This window comes from Streptomyces sp. HSG2 (assembly GCF_016598575.1).
Taxonomy (GTDB): domain Bacteria; phylum Actinomycetota; class Actinomycetes; order Streptomycetales; family Streptomycetaceae; genus Streptomyces.
Genome location: NZ_CP066801.1, coordinates 3,443,946 through 3,460,194, shown reverse-complemented (window position 1 = coordinate 3,460,194; position 16,249 = coordinate 3,443,946). Strand labels below are relative to the sequence as shown.

Below are 16,249 nucleotides of genomic sequence, written 5' to 3'. Positions count from 1 at the left end.
CTCCCCCGCCTAGAGGCGGGGGATTCCAGCGGTCGCCCGCTGGGGTTCCTGCTTCATCGACGACCGCCCCGTTCGGGAGGACTCCCGTTGAGGTCTTACACCGTCTCCACAGGCAGACGCCGCCAGCCCGGCGGCCAGGATGTTGCGTGCCGCGTTCACATCGCGGTCATGCACCGTGCCGCAGTCGCACGTCCACTCGCGGACGTTCAGCGGCATTTTCGCCGCGACCGTGCCGCAGGCCCCGCACAGCTTGGAGCTGGGGAACCAGCGGTCGATCACGACGAGTTCGCGCCCGTACCAGGCGCATTTGTACTCCAGCATCGACCGGAGTTCCGTCCACGACGCGTCGGAGATGGCGCGCGCGAGCTTGCCGTTCTTCAGCAGGTTGCGGACGGTGAGGTCCTCGATCACGACCGTTTGGTTCTCACGGACGAGCCGAGTCGACAGCTTGTGCAGGAAGTCCCGGCGCCGGTCGGCGATCCGCGCGTGGACCTTGGCGACCCGCTTCCGGGCTTTCTCCCGGTTCGCGGAGCCCTTCGCCTTCCGCGACAGCTCACGCTGCGCCTTGGCGAGACGGGTACGGTCACGGCGTTCGTGCCGAGGGTTGGCGATCTTCTCCCCGGTGGACAGGGTCACGAGGGAGGTGATCCCGGCGTCGATGCCGACCGCGTTCGTTGTGGCCGGGGCCGAAGTGATGCGGTCGTCACACAGCAGGGACACGAACCAGCGCCCGGCGCTGTCGCGGGACACGGTCGCCGTCGTCGGTACCGTGCCCTCCGGCAGGGGGCGCGACCAGCGGATGTCCAACGGCTCGGCCATCTTGGCCAGGGTCAGTTGCCCTTCGCGCCACTTGAAAGCGGAGCGGGTGTACTCAGCCGAGGCATGGGACTTCTTCCGGCTCTTGTACCGGGGGTACTTGGCGCGCTTGGCGAAGAAGTTCCCGAACGCCGTCTGAAGGTGGCGCAGGGCCTGTTGGAGCGGGACGGAGGACACCTCTGCCAGGAAGGCGAGTTCCTCGGTCTTCTTCCACTGAGTCAGCGCGGCCGACGACTGCACGTAGGAGACACGGCGCTGCTCGCCGTACCAAGCCCGAGTTCGTTCCTCCAGCGCCTTGTTGTACACGAGGCGGACGCAGCCGAACGTGCGCGACAGCTCAGCCGCCTGCTCGCCCGTGGGGTAAAAGCGGTACTTGAAAGCCCGCTTGACCTGCTGCGTCATGCCTCACATTGCATCAGATTCGTTGTGAGAGGCGGCGGTTGGCCGGTGGTCGGTGGACGCCGGTCCGCCCTGGCGGCGAACCGGCTTTCCCTGCCCTGCTCCGCAGGAGCTTCGTTTCCTCCCCTGGCTGAAGCCGGGGGTATCCACGAAGGAGAACCCCGATGACCAAGGACGTCATCGCCCTCACACCGAAGATGCCGGACGTGAGCACGCTTCTCGCGGGCCTCCACGCAGGCGGCCCCGACCTCGGACTGAACACCCTGGCCGACGGCGCCGTCATCCAGCTCTGCGCCCCGGACGGCCGCGCCCTGGTCTCCGTCGAGGCCTCCTTGCTCGTCCAGGTACCCGGCGAAACGGCTCGCCTCCTCGGCCCCGGGCTCCCGGACAGCCCGGTGTGGTGGACCGAGGCCCGCGCCTCCACCGCCGTCGAGGAGGGCGGTCGGCTGGCGGGCTCCTTCGCCGGACGTCTGGCCACCGTCCTGAAAGGATCGGTCTGGCCCCCGGAAGCCGCCTCCACCGACGTCGTCCCACCGCGCTTTGACATCGCGGCTGTCCCCGCCCCGCCCACGTCAACGCCCGCCGTGGACGTGCTCACCGCCAGGACGGCCGTGGTCATCCAAGAGCGACCCGTCGTCGCCATGACCAGCTGGCTCTCCGACGCTCTGCGGACAACGGCCCACAGCGAACGCGCCCTTCAAATCGTCACACCACCGACCAGCCGCCTCACCCTGCCCACCCGTACCGCGCTGCGCGGCCATCCCAACCGCTGGGTCGTCCAAGACCCGAACCGCGGCTACTACGACGGCCTCTCCGGCGCCGTGCTGCGCTGGCACGGCGGCGCTTTCACACCCACCCTCGGCGAGAACGGATCGGCCTCCGTCGCCGAAGCCTTCAAGCCCGCCGGGGACAGCGGCGAACGTCAGCTCATCCTCTCCCTTCGCGCCCAACACCCCGCCACCGAGGACCTGGTTCTCGGCCGCTGCCTGGAAGCCACCTGGCAGACCCTCACCGGTGCTCCACCCGCCGGCTGGAGCACCGCCGAGCCCGTCAACCTCCCGTGGTCCACCCGCCGGCTGACCGAGTTCGCCCGTACTCGCTCACCCCGTCCGACCTGGCTGATCGCCATCGGCCACCCCGACCGCACGGCCATGGCCACCGTCAGCGTCACCCGCACCCCCGTCGGCGTCGAGGAGGACATCACGCTCGCCCTCGGCTACGGCCGAGACGAGACGCCGCCCCTGGACGCCATCGAGCCCCTCGCCAAGGCTCTGGCCGCAGAGCACGGCCTGACCACCATGCTGACCTCGCTTCGAGCCGCTCGCCGAGACCTGACCGTACCCCCGCGCTTCGAAGCCCCGTCCCTCCCCATCTCCTTCACGCTGGGCAACGAAGCGATCAAGGACATCGGCCTCGCCCGTGCCCTCCGCCCACCCCTGGACCTCACCCCCACCCGACTCGGCCCCACCGGCGAACCCTGCCTCCACTACCCGCTCGGCGACGGCACCGACGCTCGTTCCTGGACCAGGCTCCAGCGGCTCACCGAGCACCTTGGGAGATCCTGACCGGCCCCGGCCAAACCTCCTGACCGGTGGGCGTGGTCCCTGCTCCGGCCGTCGGCGAGCTCCCGGCCCGCGGGCGCGCCGGACGGAGCGGGCGCCGCGACCGCCGACAGGCATGGTGGGCGCCCTGACGCTCACACTGCCGACCAGCCGCCCAGCGAGACCTCCGAGCTGTTGCCCAAGTAGCCGCGAAGCGCACTGGCGGTGGTCTCCACGGTCTTGTCGGGGATGGTGCCGGCGTCGATCCAGCGGACCTGGGAGTGCTTGCGAGGCTCGCGATTCTCGGGTTCTCCTGCCCATTCGTGTGCGGCGAAGACGACCGTGAGGAAGCCGTTGGGGGCTTCGACTCCCCAGGCCCCGTGGATGATGTGAGCGACCTTGAGGAACTCGGGCTTCACCGTGAGGCCCGTCTCCTCTTCGAGCTCGCGTACGGCGGTCTCCGTGATGGGCTCGCCCGTCTCACACTTGCCGACGGGGAGGTCCCACATGCCCTGGGCGAACTTGGCGTTCTCGCCGCGCTGGAGCATGACCACACGATCGGTGACCTTGTCATGGACGATGACGGCAGCGGCCAGCAGGGTCATCGATGCAAGTGCCGGCTTGAGGGCCTTGGGCTGATCGTCGGTCCGCTGGGGCACGGTCTTCCCATCGTCGGGCGGGTTGTCGGGCATGTTGGGCAAGGGCCTCGCGGGCGCGGCGGGCGAGATCGGCGGCGCCGGGCACCTTACGCCTCCGGTAGATCGCCAGGGTGGATCGGATCGAGGTGATCGCCTCGCGCCTCCGGTCGCAGGCCATGCCTTCCATGAGGGCGCGGTCCTGGGCGGCGAGGCTGTCGGCGAGTTCGGCGTGGGTGAGAGCGTGGACGCGCTTGCGCTCCGCGGGGTCCCAGCGGGTGAGGGCGTCGCGGTGCTGCTGCTCGGCACGGTGCCGGCTGCGGGGCCGCTGACGCGTGTGGAGGATCTCGCCGTTCTCGGCGGCGACACACCGTCACCGCGGAGACCCCGCACCGCGTGTTCACCAAGGCGTACGACACCCCCACTCCTTCGTCACCGCGCTCCGTGCGGGCGGGTCGGTCGCGTTCGACGACCGGGCAGTTTCCGAGAAGCACGCGGAAACACTGTGATCCTAGGGTGAGATCGGCAAGAAAGACCGGGAAGAACCACGAACGAAGGGAACGACCATGGCCACCAAGAGCACCGACGCCGCCGAGTCCTACGACGGCTTCACCGAGGACGAGCGGGAGGCGATGAAGGACCGCGCGAAGGAACTGAAGGGCGCGAAGGCCCGCGGCACCCGCTCCAAGGCCGCCGCCAAGGCCGACGGCGAGGCCGACCTCCTCGCCAAGGTCGCCGAGATGGCCGACGAGGACCGCGTCCTGGCCGAGGGCGTCCACGCTCTGGTGAAGAAGGTCGCCCCCGGTCTGACCCCCAAGACCTGGTACGGCATGCCCGCCTACGCCAGGGACGGCAAGGTCGTCCTCTTCTTCCAGAGCGCCGCCAAGTTCAAGGCCCGCTACGCCACCCTCGGCTTCAACGACCCGGCCACCCTCGACGATGGCGACATGTGGCCCACCGCCTTCGCCCTCGCCGCCCTCACCCCCGAGGTCGAGGCCCGAATCGAGGCGCTCATCACGAGGGCCACCGCCTGACGGCGCCCCTCCGGTCGGGCCCGCGTCCCCTCGCGGTGGTCCCGGAGGGGCGGAGGAGGGTCGCCGAGGACGCTGTACGCGTACGACTCGCCCGCCCCGGTCGATCGCGGTGACCGGCCGGCCGGGCGGCGTCCTCGGCATGGACCCACGACACCGTCCCGCCGCCGCCCGGGGCACGGTGAAGGGCCGGTCGGCGGCTGGGGCGAGCGGGTCCGCCGTGCTGATCAGTGCACCGCGCGTACGGGAGTTCTCCGCCGCGCCCGCGAGGTCCACGCCGTCCGTTCGGGTGCGCCCACGGCCACGCCCCGAGGCCGGGGGCGTGCCGCGCGTCGCCGTCCGGCCGTCGGGGGGCCCTTCCTACTGCGGCGGGTTGCCGTGCTTGCGGAAGGGAAGGTCGGCGTGCTTGGAGCTGAGCATCGCGAGGGACCGGACGAGTACCTGGCGGGTGTCGGCGGGGTCGATGACGTCATCGACCAGACCGCGCTCCGCGGCGTAGTACGGATGCATCAGCTCGACCTTGTACTCCTGGACCACGCGGGCCCGCATGGCTTCCGGGTCCTCGGCCTCCGCGATCTGCTTGCGGAAGATCACGTTGGCGGCGCCTTCCGCGCCCATCACCGCGATTTCGTTGGTGGGCCAGGCGTACGTCAGGTCGGCGCCTATGGACTGGGAGTCCATGACGATGTACGCGCCGCCGTACGCCTTGCGCAGGATCAGCGAGATCCGGGGCACGGTCGCGTTGCAGTACGCGTACAGCAGCTTCGCGCCGCGGCGGATGATTCCACCGTGCTCCTGGTCGACGCCGGGCAGGAATCCGGGGACGTCCAGAAGAGTGATGATCGGGATGTTGAAGGCATCACACATCTGCACGAAACGGGCGGCCTTCTCCGACGCCTCGATATCGAGGACACCCGCGAGGGACTGCGGCTGGTTGGCGACGATGCCCACGACCTGTCCGTCGAGACGAGCCAGGGCGCAGATGATGTTGCGCGCCCAGCGCTCGTGGATCTCCAGGTAGTCGCCGTCGTCGACGAGTTCCTCGATGACCTCGCGCATGTCGTACGGACGGTTGCCGTCCGCCGGCACCAGATCCAGCAGGACCTCCGACCGGCGGTCTGCCGGGTCGTCGGAGGCGACGGCCGGCGGGCAGGCGCGATTGTTCTGCGGGAGCATCGACAGGAGGTAGCGCACCTCCTCGATGCAGGACTCCTCGTCGTCGTACGCGAAGTGCGCCACGCCGCTGGTCTCCGCGTGCACGTCGGCGCCGCCAAGGCCGTTCTGAGTGATCTCCTCGCCGGTCACCGCCTTGACGACGTCCGGGCCGGTGATGAACATCTGCGAGGTCTCGCGGACCATGAAGACGAAGTCGGTCAGCGCGGGACTGTAGGCCGCGCCGCCGGCGCACGGGCCGAGCATCACGCTGATCTGCGGGATGACCCCGGACGCCCTGGTGTTGCGCTGGAAGATGCCACCGTAGCCGGCCAGGGCGGAGACACCCTCCTGGATACGGGCGCCCGCGCCGTCGTTCAACGACACCAGCGGGGCACCGGCGGCGATGGCCATGTCCATGATCTTGTGGATCTTCGTCGCGTGGGCCTCGCCCAGTGCGCCACCGAAGATCCGGAAGTCGTGCGCGTACACGAAGACCGTACGACCCTCGACCGTGCCCCAGCCCGTGACCACACCGTCGGTGTACGGCTTCCTGGCCTCCAGACCGAAGCCCCGCGCACGATGCCGGCGCAACTGCTCGACCTCGTGGAAGGAACCCGGATCGACAAGCAACCCGATACGCTCGCGCGCGGTCAGCTTGCCCTTGGCGTGCTGCGCCTCGGTCGCACGCTCGCTCGGACCGGCCGCGGCCCGCGCGCGGACCGCGTGCAGCTCGGCGACGGGCCCGTGAGCGCCCGTCGCCTCCGCGGAGGCTCGGGGAATGTTGTCCACCACTGTCACGACGCGTCCCTCCCTCTCTCAACGTGCGGCCCGATCGGCGCTGCCGTGCACGCGACACCGGACGGCGACACGCTCGTCGTCGGTACCTACACCGGTGAGGCGCTCGTCCTGCGAGCGCCGGTGGCACGGCCGCCTCGTCTTCGAACTGCACAACATCGATGAGCGGGCCGACCAGTGGGAGTTCCTCGCTGCACTTCCCGGCCCCCTGGTCGCCCACTCCGCCTTCGTCGCCGCCGAGGTCAGAGGCAGGCTGCCCGATGCCGAAGTCACCGTCCTCGGACTTGCGCTGCCCTTGGAAGAGGCCCCTTTCCGGCTTCCGGCCGCGGGCGGCACCATCGTGCTGCAACCCAGCAGGATGAACCGCTGGAAGGGCTCCCACCTGAGCCTGGAGGCGTCCTTGACCCTGCTGGACGAGGGCGCCGACCTGCACTTCGTCCACGCGGGTAATTCCGGTCCCTGTGGGACGAGTTCGAAGAACGCAGCACACCCGAGGCGCGATTCGCCAAGGCCATGGACCGGCTCCAGCCCCTGCTTCGCAACTACGGCAATCGAGGGGGGACTTGGCGCGCCCCTGGCGTCACTGAGAAGGACGTGCTCGCCCGCAAGTCCGTGATCAAGGACGCCTCCGCAGACCTCTGGCAATACGCACAGGACCTGATTCACACCGGAGCCGCCAACGGGTGGGTCCCCCGGGCAGATCCCAGCACCTGAGCTTGACGTCTAACATTGCTCCCGTATTGTGCTGAGATGTTCTGTTCGAGTTTCGAGGCACTTCACGGTCTTCCCGGGCTCGTAGCGAGTAGCCGGTCTGCGGTTTCTTGAGCCAAGGGGTCGCCCTGGTCCGGGTCTTGAGGGTTTCGGCACGGCTGCGAGGCGGGCGGTGGTGGCGCGGATGTGTCTGAACCCGCGGCGGACCCGGGCGGGGGTGAGCCGGTGTGGTGGGCGTGGTCTTTCCCAGGGGCGGCGGAGGTCCTCGGCGAGGGGGCGGGCGAGACGGAGCTGGGTGTGAACGGTGGTGATCAGCCACGTCCATAGGTCGGCGACGGCCGGGTCGCGGACCTTCGGCGTGGTCCAGCCCAGGGTCTGTTTCCGGAACCTGAAGGTGTGTTCAAGATCGAAGCTGCGCAAGAACGCCTGCCGGCGCACGTCGATGTCGGTGCCGGTCATGCTGGTGCGTGAGGACCACAGCCAGACCGGCTTCGGATCGTGGTCGCCCGGTAGGTGATCGACCTTCAGGCGGATCAACGTGCTATGGATCCAGGGGAGTTCACCCTCGTGGTCGAGCCAGGGGCCGCGGGCCTGCGGGCGGGGGTGCATCCGGTCCCAGGCCAGGGCCTCGGCCCTGCCGTAGCGGGTGGTGTCGCTTGTTGTGGTGGTGTCGGGGGTGTGCCAGGAGTCCGGCTTGGCGAAGGTGAGGACGCCGCCGTGTTTGCGCGGCTGCCCGCCGCGCGGCCCGGAGCGGCGGGGTTCGGCGTCGCGGAGCATGACCCAGTCCGAGCGCAGCCGGCCGACGAGCTCGACGGGCAGGTCGGACAGGAGGTGGGCGAGGCGGCAGACGTCGTAGCCGGCGTCTGTCACGATCAGGACGTCCGGCATCCAGGGCTGCCAGTGCCCGGCCTGTACGAGGCGCACGAGGACTTCGCGGAGCTGGGCGGCGGTCACGGCGATGGCGTCGTCGGCCGGGCCCAGCCGGATCGCGTCCGGCACCGCCGTACAGGAGGTCCGTCCTGTCTCCAGGGCGGCGACGATCGAGTACGGCCAGCCCGGGATCATCTGGTCCGAGCTGCGGCCACGTCCGTAGACGTGGCAGAACAGCGGGTCCGGGCTGGTAGGGGCGTCCGGGCGCAGCCAGTTGCTCACGTCGACCGCCAGGACGATCCGTCCGTCGGCGGCCCTCGGCAGCGGGGTGGAGGCCAGCAGCCGGCGCAGCCGGGTCGGCTCCAGCCAGCCATTGTTCAACGCGCCGTACATCGCGCCGTGCCCGCGCGGATGCTCGGCGAGCAGCGTGAGTTCGGGCAGCGAGACCACCGGACCGTCCGCACATAGCACGGCGTCCGCCAGGTCGAAGAGTGCGTCCGTGCGGGAGCAGAGGCAGTCGTAGAACTCAACCCGATAGCGGGACAAGATACCCAACACGTCACCTGCGGGCGCGTTGACGGAGACACTCATGGGCAGCGGCCGTTCTCTCGTGCTTCGATACTCGACATCTCGAAGCGTGGTGAACGGCCGTCTCCGCTGTCCCCGGAAGAACCGCAGATCAGCAGGTCGGGTGACCTGCGAGGTTAGACATCAAGCTGAGTGCCCGTGAACGAATCGATCGTCGACGGCGGGTGGGAATCCGCGAGGTCACGCGCGCGACCAGGACCTCTTGGCAGCGACCGCGGCGTCGAAAACCCAGCCGTGCCAAGAGGTCCCGTGATGCCGTGTCACGCCCCCGCCACCCCTGCTGCCTCCCTGAATGGGCATGCCGACTGACCCTGCCTGGTCTGCCGGTTCGGTCACGGCCGCCGCCATCCGGCCCGGCCCCGCCGCTACACCTCGGACACCGCGGACGCGGAATGGATGGTCATCGCGGCCACGCTGCCGTGGCCGGCCTGGCTGGACGGCAACGGCGGGCGGCCGGAGGAGCACTGCCACCGGCTGTTCCTGGACACGAGCGGCCCGCTTCTGGTCGTCATGGTCACCAGCGCGAGCGTGCGGGACCGCGAAGGAGCCCGCCCCGCACCGGCGCACCCGCGTGACCTCGTCGAATCGGTCGTCCTGGTGTAGGCCGACGGCGGCTACGCCGGGAAACTCGTCACCCGGGCCAGGAAGAAGCTCCGGCTCACGATCGAGATCGTCAAGCGCGACGACGATGTCGAGGGCTTCGTGGTCCTGCCGCGCAGGTGGCTGGTGAAGCGCGCGCCGGCGTGGATCTTGAGGAATCGGGCCCTACTTCTTGCCGCTCCCGGACGTTCCTCCGTGCCGGAACTCCACCACGTCGCCGTCGCGCATGACGTAGTCCTTGCCCTCCATCCGTGCCTTGCCCTTGGCGCGGGCCTCGGCGACGGAGCCGGTCTCCACCAGGTCGTCGAAGGAGATGACCTCCGCCTTGATGAAGCCCTTCTGGAAGTCGGTGTGGATGACGCCGGCGGCCTCCGGTGCCGTGGCACCCTTCTTGATCGTCCAGGCGCGGGACTCCTTCGGCCCCGCCGTGAGGTACGTCTGGAGGCCGAGGGTGCGGAAGCCGACGTGGGCGAGGGTGGCGAGGCCGGGCTCGGTCTGACCGACGGACCGCAGGAGCTCCAGCGCCTCGTCGTCTTCGAGCTCGGCGAGGTCCGCCTCCAGCTTGGCGTTCAGGAAGATGGCCTCGGCCGGTGCGACCAGCGCCCGCTGCTCGTCCTTGAAGTCCTCGTCGACCAATTCGTCCTCGTCGACGTTGAAGACGTAGAGGAACGGCTTGGTGGTCAACAGGTGCAGGTCGTGCAAGAGTTCCGCACGCTCCCCACCTTGGACGACGCCTTGGGCGAAGAGGGTGTCGCCCTTCTCCAGGATGTCCTTGGCCTCCTCGACCGCCTTGACCTTGGGCAGGACGTCCTTCTTGATCCGGGACTCCTTCTGGAGGCGCGGCAGGACCTTCTCGATCGTCTGGAGGTCCGCGAGGATCAGCTCGGTGTTGATCGTCTCGATGTCCTCGCGGGGCGAGATGCGGCCGTCGACGTGGACGACGTTCTCGTCCTTGAAGGCTCGGATGACCTGGCAGATCGCGTCCGACTCGCGGATGTTGGCGAGGAACTTGTTCCCCAGGCCCTCGCCCTCGCTCGCCCCGCGCACGATGCCCGCGATGTCGACGAAGTCGACCGTCGCCGGGAGGATTCGCTCCGAGGAGAAGATCCCGGCCAGTTTCGTCAGCCTGGGGTCGGGCACGCCGACCACGCCGACGTTCGGCTCGATCGTGGCGAACGGGTAGTTGGCCGCGAGCACGTCGTTCTTGGTCAGGGCGTTGAACAGGGTCGACTTGCCGACATTCGGCAGACCGACGATTCCGATCGTGAGCGACACGTTGCGACTTCCCGTACGTGAGGATGCGGAGGGACCAGGCGTGGCCGATCCACCAGTCTACGGGGTGGCGGGGGCTCGACAGGAGCGGCATGGGGCTCTTGGCCGGCGAGCGCCGTACGGCGTGTCCGAGAGGGGATCCGGGGCCCGCCACGACCTAGGTTGGTCCGGTGGAGCAACACAGGACGCGACCCCCGGGACACGGTACGCGACGAGACGGGTCCCCGTTGCCGCCCCAGGCGGCCCGGCGCCCCGGCCTCGGGCCGGAGGAGCGCCCCCGGCCCGCACGGGTCGGCCGACCGGGCCGGTCGGCACCCCGGGTGAGCGCACATCCCGCCTCGCCCCGCGCGGGCCGGGGCGGCGGGCTCCGAAGCCCGGCCCGGGCGGGCCTGCCCACCCGGTTGCCCGGCCCCCGGCTGACCGGGCTCGGCTGCGGCCTTCTCGGCGCCGTGCTGATGCCGACCCTGGGGTTCCTCGACGGCCTGCTGCCCGGCTCCCCGCCCACGGTGTACGGCGTCCTTTTCCTGCCGGTGTGCGTACTGGCCGCGCTCTGGGTGCGCCGGGGGGATCTGGTGGCGGTGCCGGTGCTGATGCCGATCGCCTTCGCCTTGGGGCTGCTGCCGCTCGGGGAGGGCGACGGGCCGGGCGACCGGGCGATGGGGCTCGTGACGGCGCTGGCGACGGAGGCCCCGTGGCTGTACGGGGGGACACTGGCGGCGGGGATGATCGTACTGGCCCGCCGGGTGAGGATGGTCAGGGCGGCACGACGCCGCACGGCCGCCGGCCGGAACCGGCCACCGGGCTGACCTCGCCGGGCGATCCGTCGTCCGACGAGGCCCGGGGAGCGGGCGGCCACCGCCGGACGGCCGTCGCCCGGCCCGGCGTCAACCCTCCGCGGACGTGCCCGGGGCCGCCTGGCGGGCCTCCGCGGCGTGCATCGCCGCTCCGACGATGCCGGCGTTGTTCTGGAGTGCGGCGGGGACGATCTCGGCCTTGATCCCCTCGATGTACGGCAGGAACTTGTGGGCCTTGCGGCTGACTCCACCGCCGAGGACGAACAACTCGGGGGAGAAGAGCATCTCCACGTGGGCCAGGTACTTGCGGACCCGGTGCGCCCAGTGCTCCCAGGTCAGGTCGTGGTCCTCCCGGGCCTTGCCGGAGGCGTGCTTCTCCGCGTCGTGGCCGTGCAGCTCCAGATGGCCCAACTCGGTGTTGGGCACCAGGACGCCGTCGGTGAACAGGGCGCTGCCGATGCCGGTGCCGAGGGTGAGCACGATGACCGTTCCCCGACGGTCCCTGCCCGCGCCGAAGCGCGTCTCCGCGACACCCGCGGCGTCCGCGTCGTTCACGACGGTCACCGGCAGCCCGCCCAGGCTCTCGCCGAACAGGGCGCGGGCGTCCGTGCCGACCCACTCCCCGGCGACGTTGGCCGCCGTCTCCACACGGGCCCCACCGGTGACCACACCGGGGAAGGTGAGCCCGACCGGGCCGCTCCAGCCGAAATGCTCGACGACCTCGCGCACGCCGGAGGCCACGGCCTCGGGCGACGACGGCCGCGGCGTCAGCACCTTGTGCCGCTCCTCCGCCAGAGCGCCCCTGTCCAGGTCCACCGGGGCGCCCTTGATCCCGGAACCCCCGATGTCCACGCCGAAGATCTGCATGGCCCCACCGTACGGCCTGAGGACCGCGGTCACGCCTCCTTCGCGCCGGCCGGGCCCTCGCCGCCGCGCGCGGCGACCAGAGCGGCGGCCTCCTCGCGCAGATCGCGCCGGAGTTCCTTGGGCAGCGAGAAGGTGATGGTCTCCTCGGCGGCCCTGACGATCTCGACGTCGCCGTACCCGCGCTCGGCCAACCAGTCCAGCACCTCCTCGACCAGCACCTCCGGCACCGAGGCGCCGGAGGTGACGCCGACGGTGGTGACGCCCTCCAGCCAGGCCGCGTCGATCTCCCGCGCGAAGTCGACCAGGTGCGCGTCGCGGGCCCCGGCCTGCTTGGCGACCTCGACGAGCCGCTTGGAGTTGGAGGAGTTGCGGGAACCGACCACGATCACCAGATCGGCGTCCGACCCCATCCGCTTCACCGCGAGCTGGCGGTTCTGCGTGGCGTAGCAGATGTCGTCGCTGGGCGGGGAGACCAACCCGGGGAACTTCACCTTCAACGCGTCGACCGTCTCCATGGTCTCGTCCACGGAGAGGGTGGTCTGGGACAGCCAGACCACCTTGGCGGGGTCGCGGACCTCCACCTTCTCCACATCGCCCGGTCCGTCGACGAGCTGGATGTGGTCGGGGGCCTCGCCGGAGGTGCCGATCACCTCCTCGTGGCCCTCGTGCCCGATGAGCAGGATGTCGTAGTCCTCTTCGGCGAACCGGACGGCCTCCTTGTGGACCTTGGTCACCAGGGGGCAGGTGGCGTCGATGGTGGCGAGCCGGCCCCGCTCGGCCTCCTCGTGGACGGCCGGCGCGACGCCGTGCGCGGAGAACATCACGATGTTGCCCGGGGGGACCTCGTCCGTCCGTTCCACGAAGACGGCCCCCTTCTTCTCCAGGGTCCGCACCACGTACTTGTTGTGGACGATCTCGTGTCGGACGTAGACGGGAGCCCCGTACTGCTCCAGGGCTCTCTCGACGGCGATCACGGCGCGGTCCACACCCGCGCAGTAGCCACGGGGGGCGGCGAGCAGGACACGGCGGCCGGGCGAAACAGTCATGCGCCCCATCGTAGGGCGCGTTCGGCGGCACAGGGATCGCGCCCGCGAGGGACCCCCGGAGAGACTGACGGAAGGCTTCGGCGGCGAGGGCGGAGGCACGATGCCCGACACGGGCGCGGGAGGTCGGCACGACGGGGCGGAGTCCGACGGGTCCGGCCCCGGACCCCTCGTGCCCGGGCTCCGCCGCAGCCTCGGCTTCCGGGACCTCGTCGTGTACGGCCTGCTGTTCATCGGGCCCATGGCCCCGGTCGGCATCTTCGGCACGCTCGACGCCAACTCGGGCGGCGCGGTGGCACTGGTCTACGTCCTCGCCACCGTCGCGATGGCCTTCACCGCGTTCAGCTACGCCCAGATGGTCAGGGTGCTCCCCCACGCCGGCTCGGTGTTCGCCTACGCCCGGGCCGCGCTCGGCGACGCGCTCGGCTTCGTCGCCGGGTGGATGGCGATGCTGGACTACCTCCTCATTCCCGCCGTGGCCTACCTGTTCTCGGGCGTCGCCATGCACGAGCTGGTGCCCGGGGTGTCCCGCTGGGTGTGGGCGGGGCTGGCCGCGGTGGTCACCACCCTGCTGAACCTCCGGGGCGTGCGGACCGCCGCACGAGTGGGGTTGGCGGTCCTGGTCGGGGAGGTCGTCGTCCTGCTGGTCTTCGTCGTGACGGCCGTCGTCGTCCTCGCCGACGGAGGACCCGTCAGGGGTTGGCTGACACCGCTGTCGGGGGACGGAACCCAGGGGGCGTTCGCCTGGTCGGCGGTCCTCGGCGCGGTGTCGGTGGCGGTGCTGTCCTACCTGGGGTTCGACGCCATCGCGACGTTCGCGGAGGAGGTGACCGGGGGCTCGGCGAAGGTGGCCCGGGCGGTGCTGACCTGCCTGGTACTGGCCGGTGCGCTGTTCGTGGCGCAGACGTACCTGGCGGCGCTGCTGACCCCGGTGGCCTCGGCCGATCTGGCCGCCGACCCGGTGTCGCAGGCCCCGGCGTTCTACGACTCGGTCGATGCCTCGGTGGGTCCCTGGCTGCGCGACCTGGTCGCGGTGAGCAAGGCGGTCGGCGCGGCCTTCGCGGCACTGGCCGCCCAGGCCGCGGCGGGAAGACTGCTCTTCGCGATGGGGCGGGGCCGGCGACTCCCCACCCCGCTGGCCCGCACCTCGGCCGGGGTACCGCGGGTGGCGCTCCTGGTGTCGGCGTCGATCACGACGGTGGCGGCCGTGTGGGCGGCCCGCGCCGACGACGGCGTCGACCTGCTGGTGTCGGTCGTCGACGTCGGCGCGCTCACGGCCTTCACCCTGCTGCACGCGAGCGTGGTCGGCTGGTTCGTGGCGCGGCGCCGGGCCGGGCCCGTCCGGTGGGGGCGGCACCTGGTGATGCCGGTGACGGGCGGGGTGATCACGATCGGCGTGGTCGTGACGGCGTCGCCCACGGCGCAGGTGGTGGGCCTCCTCTGGCTGGGCGCCGGGCTGGCGGTCCTCGCGGCGCGCCGGACGCGGTCCCCCGGGTGAGGCGCCGGATCGCGGCGCGTCGTCCGGACGCGGTCGGAGGTCGCGGACGGGCGTGGCGCGAGGACGCTCGGCGGAGCCGGCGCGACGTTCCCCTCTCCGCCCGACCGGTCGTGTTGTCGGCGGGGGCAACTACGCTCGCCGCATGGCGGTGAACACGAGTCCCGAGTCCCCCTTGCCGGTGGGGGAGGTGTCCCGACTCATCGGCGGTTGGGTCGACCGGCTGGGCCCGGTCTGGGTGGAGGGGCAGATCACCCAGTTGTCCCGCCGGCCGGGCGCCGGGGTGGTGTTCCTCACGCTGCGCGACCCCTCCCACGACGTCTCGGTCGGCGTCACCTGCTACCGGCAGGTGTTCGACCCGATCGCCGACGTCGTCGGCGAGGGCGCCCGCGTCGTGGTGCACGCCAAGCCCGAGTGGTACGCCCGGCGCGGACAGTTGTCGTTGCGCGCGGCCGAGATCAAGACCGTCGGGGTGGGCGAGTTGCTCGCGCGACTGGAGCGGCTCAAGAAGACCCTGGCGAAGGAGGGCCTGTTCGACGCCGGTCACAAGCGGCCCCTGCCCTTCCTGCCCCGGCTGGTGGGTCTGGTCTGCGGGCGCGCCTCGGCCGCCGAGCGGGACGTCCTGGAGAACGCACGGCACCGCTGGCCCGCCGTCCGCTTCGAGGTGCGCAACGTCGCGGTACAGGGGGTCCACGCGGTGCCGCAGATCATGGGAGCGGTGGCGGAGTTGGACGCCCTGCGCGAAGTCGACGTGATCGTCGTCGCGCGCGGCGGAGGCAGTGTGGAGGACCTGCTGCCCTTCTCCGACGAGGAACTGGTCCGGGCGGTCGCGGCCTGCCGCACCCCGGTCGTGTCGGCGATCGGCCACGAGCCGGACAGCCCGCTGCTCGACCACGTGGCGGACGTCCGCGCTTCCACCCCGACCGACGCCGCCCGGAAGGTGGTGCCGGACGTGGGCGAGGAACACGAGCGGGTCGCGGAGCTGCGCGCCCGCTCCCGCCGGTGCGTGGAGGCGCTCCTGGACCGGGAGGAGCGCGGGCTGGCGCAGGCGCTGGCCCGCCCGTCCCTCCAGGCGCCCTACCGGATGATCGACGACAGGGCCGAGTCGGTGACCGGCCTGCTGGAGCGGGCCCGGCGGGCGTTGGGGCACCGGTTGGACCGCGCCGAATCCGACCTGGAGCACACCCGCGCGCGGGTCGTGGCCCTCTCCCCCGCCGCGACACTGGAGCGGGGGTACGCCGTACTGCGGCGCGCCGACGGGCGGGCGGTTCGGGATCCGGACGAGGTGGCCTCGGGCGAGCCTCTGCGGGCCCGGGTGTCCGGAGGCGAGTTCTCCGTACGAGTCGACACATAGGGTGGGCGGGATGACGGACGAGGTGGAGCAGACGACGGCTCGTGACGCGGCCCTCGGCTACGAGCAGGCCCGGGACGAGCTGATCGAGGTGGTGCGCCGGCTGGAGGCGGGCGGCGCGTCGTTGGAGGAGTCCCTGGTCCTGTGGGAGCGCGGCGAGGAGTTGGCCCGGGTGTGCCGGCGGCGGCTGGAGGGCGCCCGCGCCCGGCTGGACGCCGCCGTCGCCGAGGAGGGCGGTGCCCGGGCCGCGCAGGCGGGAGGCGGGGGCGGCGGGGGCTGAGGCGGC

The 16,249-nt window shown here is 71.1% G+C and carries 14 protein-coding genes and 2 pseudogenes; 8 read left to right on the top strand and 8 right to left on the bottom strand.

The annotated features are described in order from the left end of the window. Window positions 1–9 precede the first annotated feature (9 nt). On the bottom strand, window positions 10–1,218 hold the full coding sequence (locus JEK78_RS14945; protein ID WP_200259337.1) for an RNA-guided endonuclease TnpB family protein: 1,209 nt from the start codon (window positions 1,216–1,218) through the stop codon (window positions 10–12). Window positions 1,219–1,379: 161 nt separating this feature from the next. Here JEK78_RS14945 and JEK78_RS14940 point away from each other — a divergent pair, with 161 nt between their 5' ends. Continuing rightward, window positions 1,380–2,780 (top strand): DUF6177 family protein, encoded by a 1,401-nt coding sequence (locus JEK78_RS14940; protein WP_200259336.1) that lies wholly within the window; start codon window positions 1,380–1,382, stop codon window positions 2,778–2,780. A 131-nt stretch (window positions 2,781–2,911) separates the two neighbouring features. On the opposite strand, the gene JEK78_RS14935 is transcribed toward JEK78_RS14940, so the two are convergent. Together JEK78_RS14935 and JEK78_RS23415 are read right to left on the bottom strand one after the other, a co-directional pair. Then, window positions 2,912–3,448: an NUDIX domain-containing protein gene (locus JEK78_RS14935; protein ID WP_200259335.1), complete on the bottom strand. Its 537-nt coding sequence runs from the start codon at window positions 3,446–3,448 to the stop codon at window positions 2,912–2,914. 4 nt (window positions 3,449–3,452) lie between these two features. After that, window positions 3,453–3,695: pseudogene (locus tag JEK78_RS23415) on the bottom strand (tetratricopeptide repeat protein); the annotation flags it as partial. Window positions 3,696–3,957: 262 nt separating this feature from the next. Here JEK78_RS23415 and JEK78_RS14930 point away from each other — a divergent pair. Continuing rightward, on the top strand, window positions 3,958–4,425 hold the full coding sequence (locus JEK78_RS14930; protein ID WP_200259334.1) for a DUF1801 domain-containing protein: 468 nt from the start codon (window positions 3,958–3,960) through the stop codon (window positions 4,423–4,425). 357 nt (window positions 4,426–4,782) lie between these two features. Here JEK78_RS14930 and JEK78_RS14925 read toward each other — a convergent pair whose 3' ends face one another. Continuing rightward, the gene (locus tag JEK78_RS14925) at window positions 4,783–6,375 is read right to left on the bottom strand and encodes an acyl-CoA carboxylase subunit beta (protein WP_242483083.1); all 1,593 of its coding nucleotides are present in this window, start codon (window positions 6,373–6,375) and stop codon (window positions 4,783–4,785) included. Window positions 6,376–6,831: 456 nt separating this feature from the next. Here JEK78_RS14925 and JEK78_RS23800 point away from each other — a divergent pair. Beyond that, window positions 6,832–6,954: pseudogene (locus JEK78_RS23800) on the top strand (HD domain-containing protein); the annotation flags it as partial. A gap of 141 nt (window positions 6,955–7,095) precedes the next feature. Here the strand turns inward: JEK78_RS23800 and JEK78_RS14915 are convergent. Continuing rightward, window positions 7,096–8,544, bottom strand: a complete 1,449-nt coding sequence (locus tag JEK78_RS14915; RefSeq protein WP_200259332.1) for an NF041680 family putative transposase — start codon at window positions 8,542–8,544, stop codon at window positions 7,096–7,098. A 393-nt stretch (window positions 8,545–8,937) separates the two neighbouring features. Here JEK78_RS14915 and JEK78_RS14910 point away from each other — a divergent pair, with 393 nt between their 5' ends. Next, complete coding sequence (locus JEK78_RS14910; protein WP_200259329.1) at window positions 8,938–9,144, top strand: hypothetical protein; 207 nt, start codon at window positions 8,938–8,940, stop codon at window positions 9,142–9,144. 162 nt (window positions 9,145–9,306) lie between these two features. Here the strand turns inward: JEK78_RS14910 and ychF are convergent, their stop codons facing one another. Beyond that, window positions 9,307–10,416, bottom strand: a complete 1,110-nt coding sequence (ychF, locus tag JEK78_RS14905; RefSeq protein ID WP_200259326.1) for a redox-regulated ATPase YchF — start codon at window positions 10,414–10,416, stop codon at window positions 9,307–9,309. Between the two features lie 317 nt (window positions 10,417–10,733). On the opposite strand from ychF, the gene JEK78_RS14900 reads away from it, so the two are divergent. Beyond that, entirely contained in the window at window positions 10,734–11,219 is a 486-nt protein-coding gene (locus tag JEK78_RS14900) for a DUF6542 domain-containing protein (protein ID WP_347341188.1), read from the top strand. 78 nt (window positions 11,220–11,297) lie between these two features. Here JEK78_RS14900 and ppgK read toward each other — a convergent pair whose 3' ends face one another. Both ppgK and JEK78_RS14890 read right to left on the bottom strand, forming a co-directional pair. Next, on the bottom strand, window positions 11,298–12,074 hold the full coding sequence (ppgK, locus tag JEK78_RS14895; RefSeq protein WP_200259320.1) for a polyphosphate--glucose phosphotransferase: 777 nt from the start codon (window positions 12,072–12,074) through the stop codon (window positions 11,298–11,300). 29 nt (window positions 12,075–12,103) lie between these two features. Beyond that, window positions 12,104–13,129, bottom strand: a complete 1,026-nt coding sequence (locus JEK78_RS14890) for a 4-hydroxy-3-methylbut-2-enyl diphosphate reductase (protein WP_200259318.1) — start codon at window positions 13,127–13,129, stop codon at window positions 12,104–12,106. Between the two features lie 91 nt (window positions 13,130–13,220). Here JEK78_RS14890 and JEK78_RS14885 point away from each other — a divergent pair, with 91 nt between their 5' ends. The 3 genes from JEK78_RS14885 to JEK78_RS14875 all read left to right on the top strand — a co-directional run bounded on the left by JEK78_RS14885 (window position 13,221) and on the right by JEK78_RS14875 (window position 16,243). Continuing rightward, window positions 13,221–14,615, top strand: coding sequence for an APC family permease (locus JEK78_RS14885; protein ID WP_200259316.1), 1,395 nt, complete (start codon window positions 13,221–13,223; stop codon window positions 14,613–14,615). A 142-nt stretch (window positions 14,616–14,757) separates the two neighbouring features. Beyond that, the gene (gene xseA / locus JEK78_RS14880; protein WP_200259314.1) at window positions 14,758–15,966 is read left to right on the top strand and encodes an exodeoxyribonuclease VII large subunit; all 1,209 of its coding nucleotides are present in this window, start codon (window positions 14,758–14,760) and stop codon (window positions 15,964–15,966) included. 10 nt (window positions 15,967–15,976) lie between these two features. Further along, the gene (locus tag JEK78_RS14875; protein ID WP_200259312.1) at window positions 15,977–16,243 is read left to right on the top strand and encodes an exodeoxyribonuclease VII small subunit; all 267 of its coding nucleotides are present in this window, start codon (window positions 15,977–15,979) and stop codon (window positions 16,241–16,243) included. Window positions 16,244–16,249 lie beyond the last annotated feature (6 nt).

Coding starts and splice junctions, on each gene's coding strand:
- JEK78_RS14945 (WP_200259337.1), bottom strand. CDS start 1,218: ATGACGCAGCAGGTCAAGCGGGCTTTCAAGTACCGCTTTTACCCCACG.
- JEK78_RS14940 (WP_200259336.1), top strand. CDS start 1,380: ATGACCAAGGACGTCATCGCCCTCACACCGAAGATGCCGGACGTGAGC.
- JEK78_RS14935 (WP_200259335.1), bottom strand. CDS start 3,448: ATGCCCGACAACCCGCCCGACGATGGGAAGACCGTGCCCCAGCGGACC.
- JEK78_RS14930 (WP_200259334.1), top strand. CDS start 3,958: ATGGCCACCAAGAGCACCGACGCCGCCGAGTCCTACGACGGCTTCACC.
- JEK78_RS14915 (WP_200259332.1), bottom strand. CDS start 8,544: ATGAGTGTCTCCGTCAACGCGCCCGCAGGTGACGTGTTGGGTATCTTG.
- JEK78_RS14910 (WP_200259329.1), top strand. CDS start 8,938: ATGGTCATCGCGGCCACGCTGCCGTGGCCGGCCTGGCTGGACGGCAAC.
- ppgK (WP_200259320.1), bottom strand. CDS start 12,074: ATGCAGATCTTCGGCGTGGACATCGGGGGTTCCGGGATCAAGGGCGCC.
- JEK78_RS14890 (WP_200259318.1), bottom strand. CDS start 13,129: ATGGGGCGCATGACTGTTTCGCCCGGCCGCCGTGTCCTGCTCGCCGCC.
- JEK78_RS14885 (WP_200259316.1), top strand. CDS start 13,221: ATGCCCGACACGGGCGCGGGAGGTCGGCACGACGGGGCGGAGTCCGAC.
- xseA (WP_200259314.1), top strand. CDS start 14,758: ATGGCGGTGAACACGAGTCCCGAGTCCCCCTTGCCGGTGGGGGAGGTG.
- JEK78_RS14875 (WP_200259312.1), top strand. CDS start 15,977: ATGACGGACGAGGTGGAGCAGACGACGGCTCGTGACGCGGCCCTCGGC.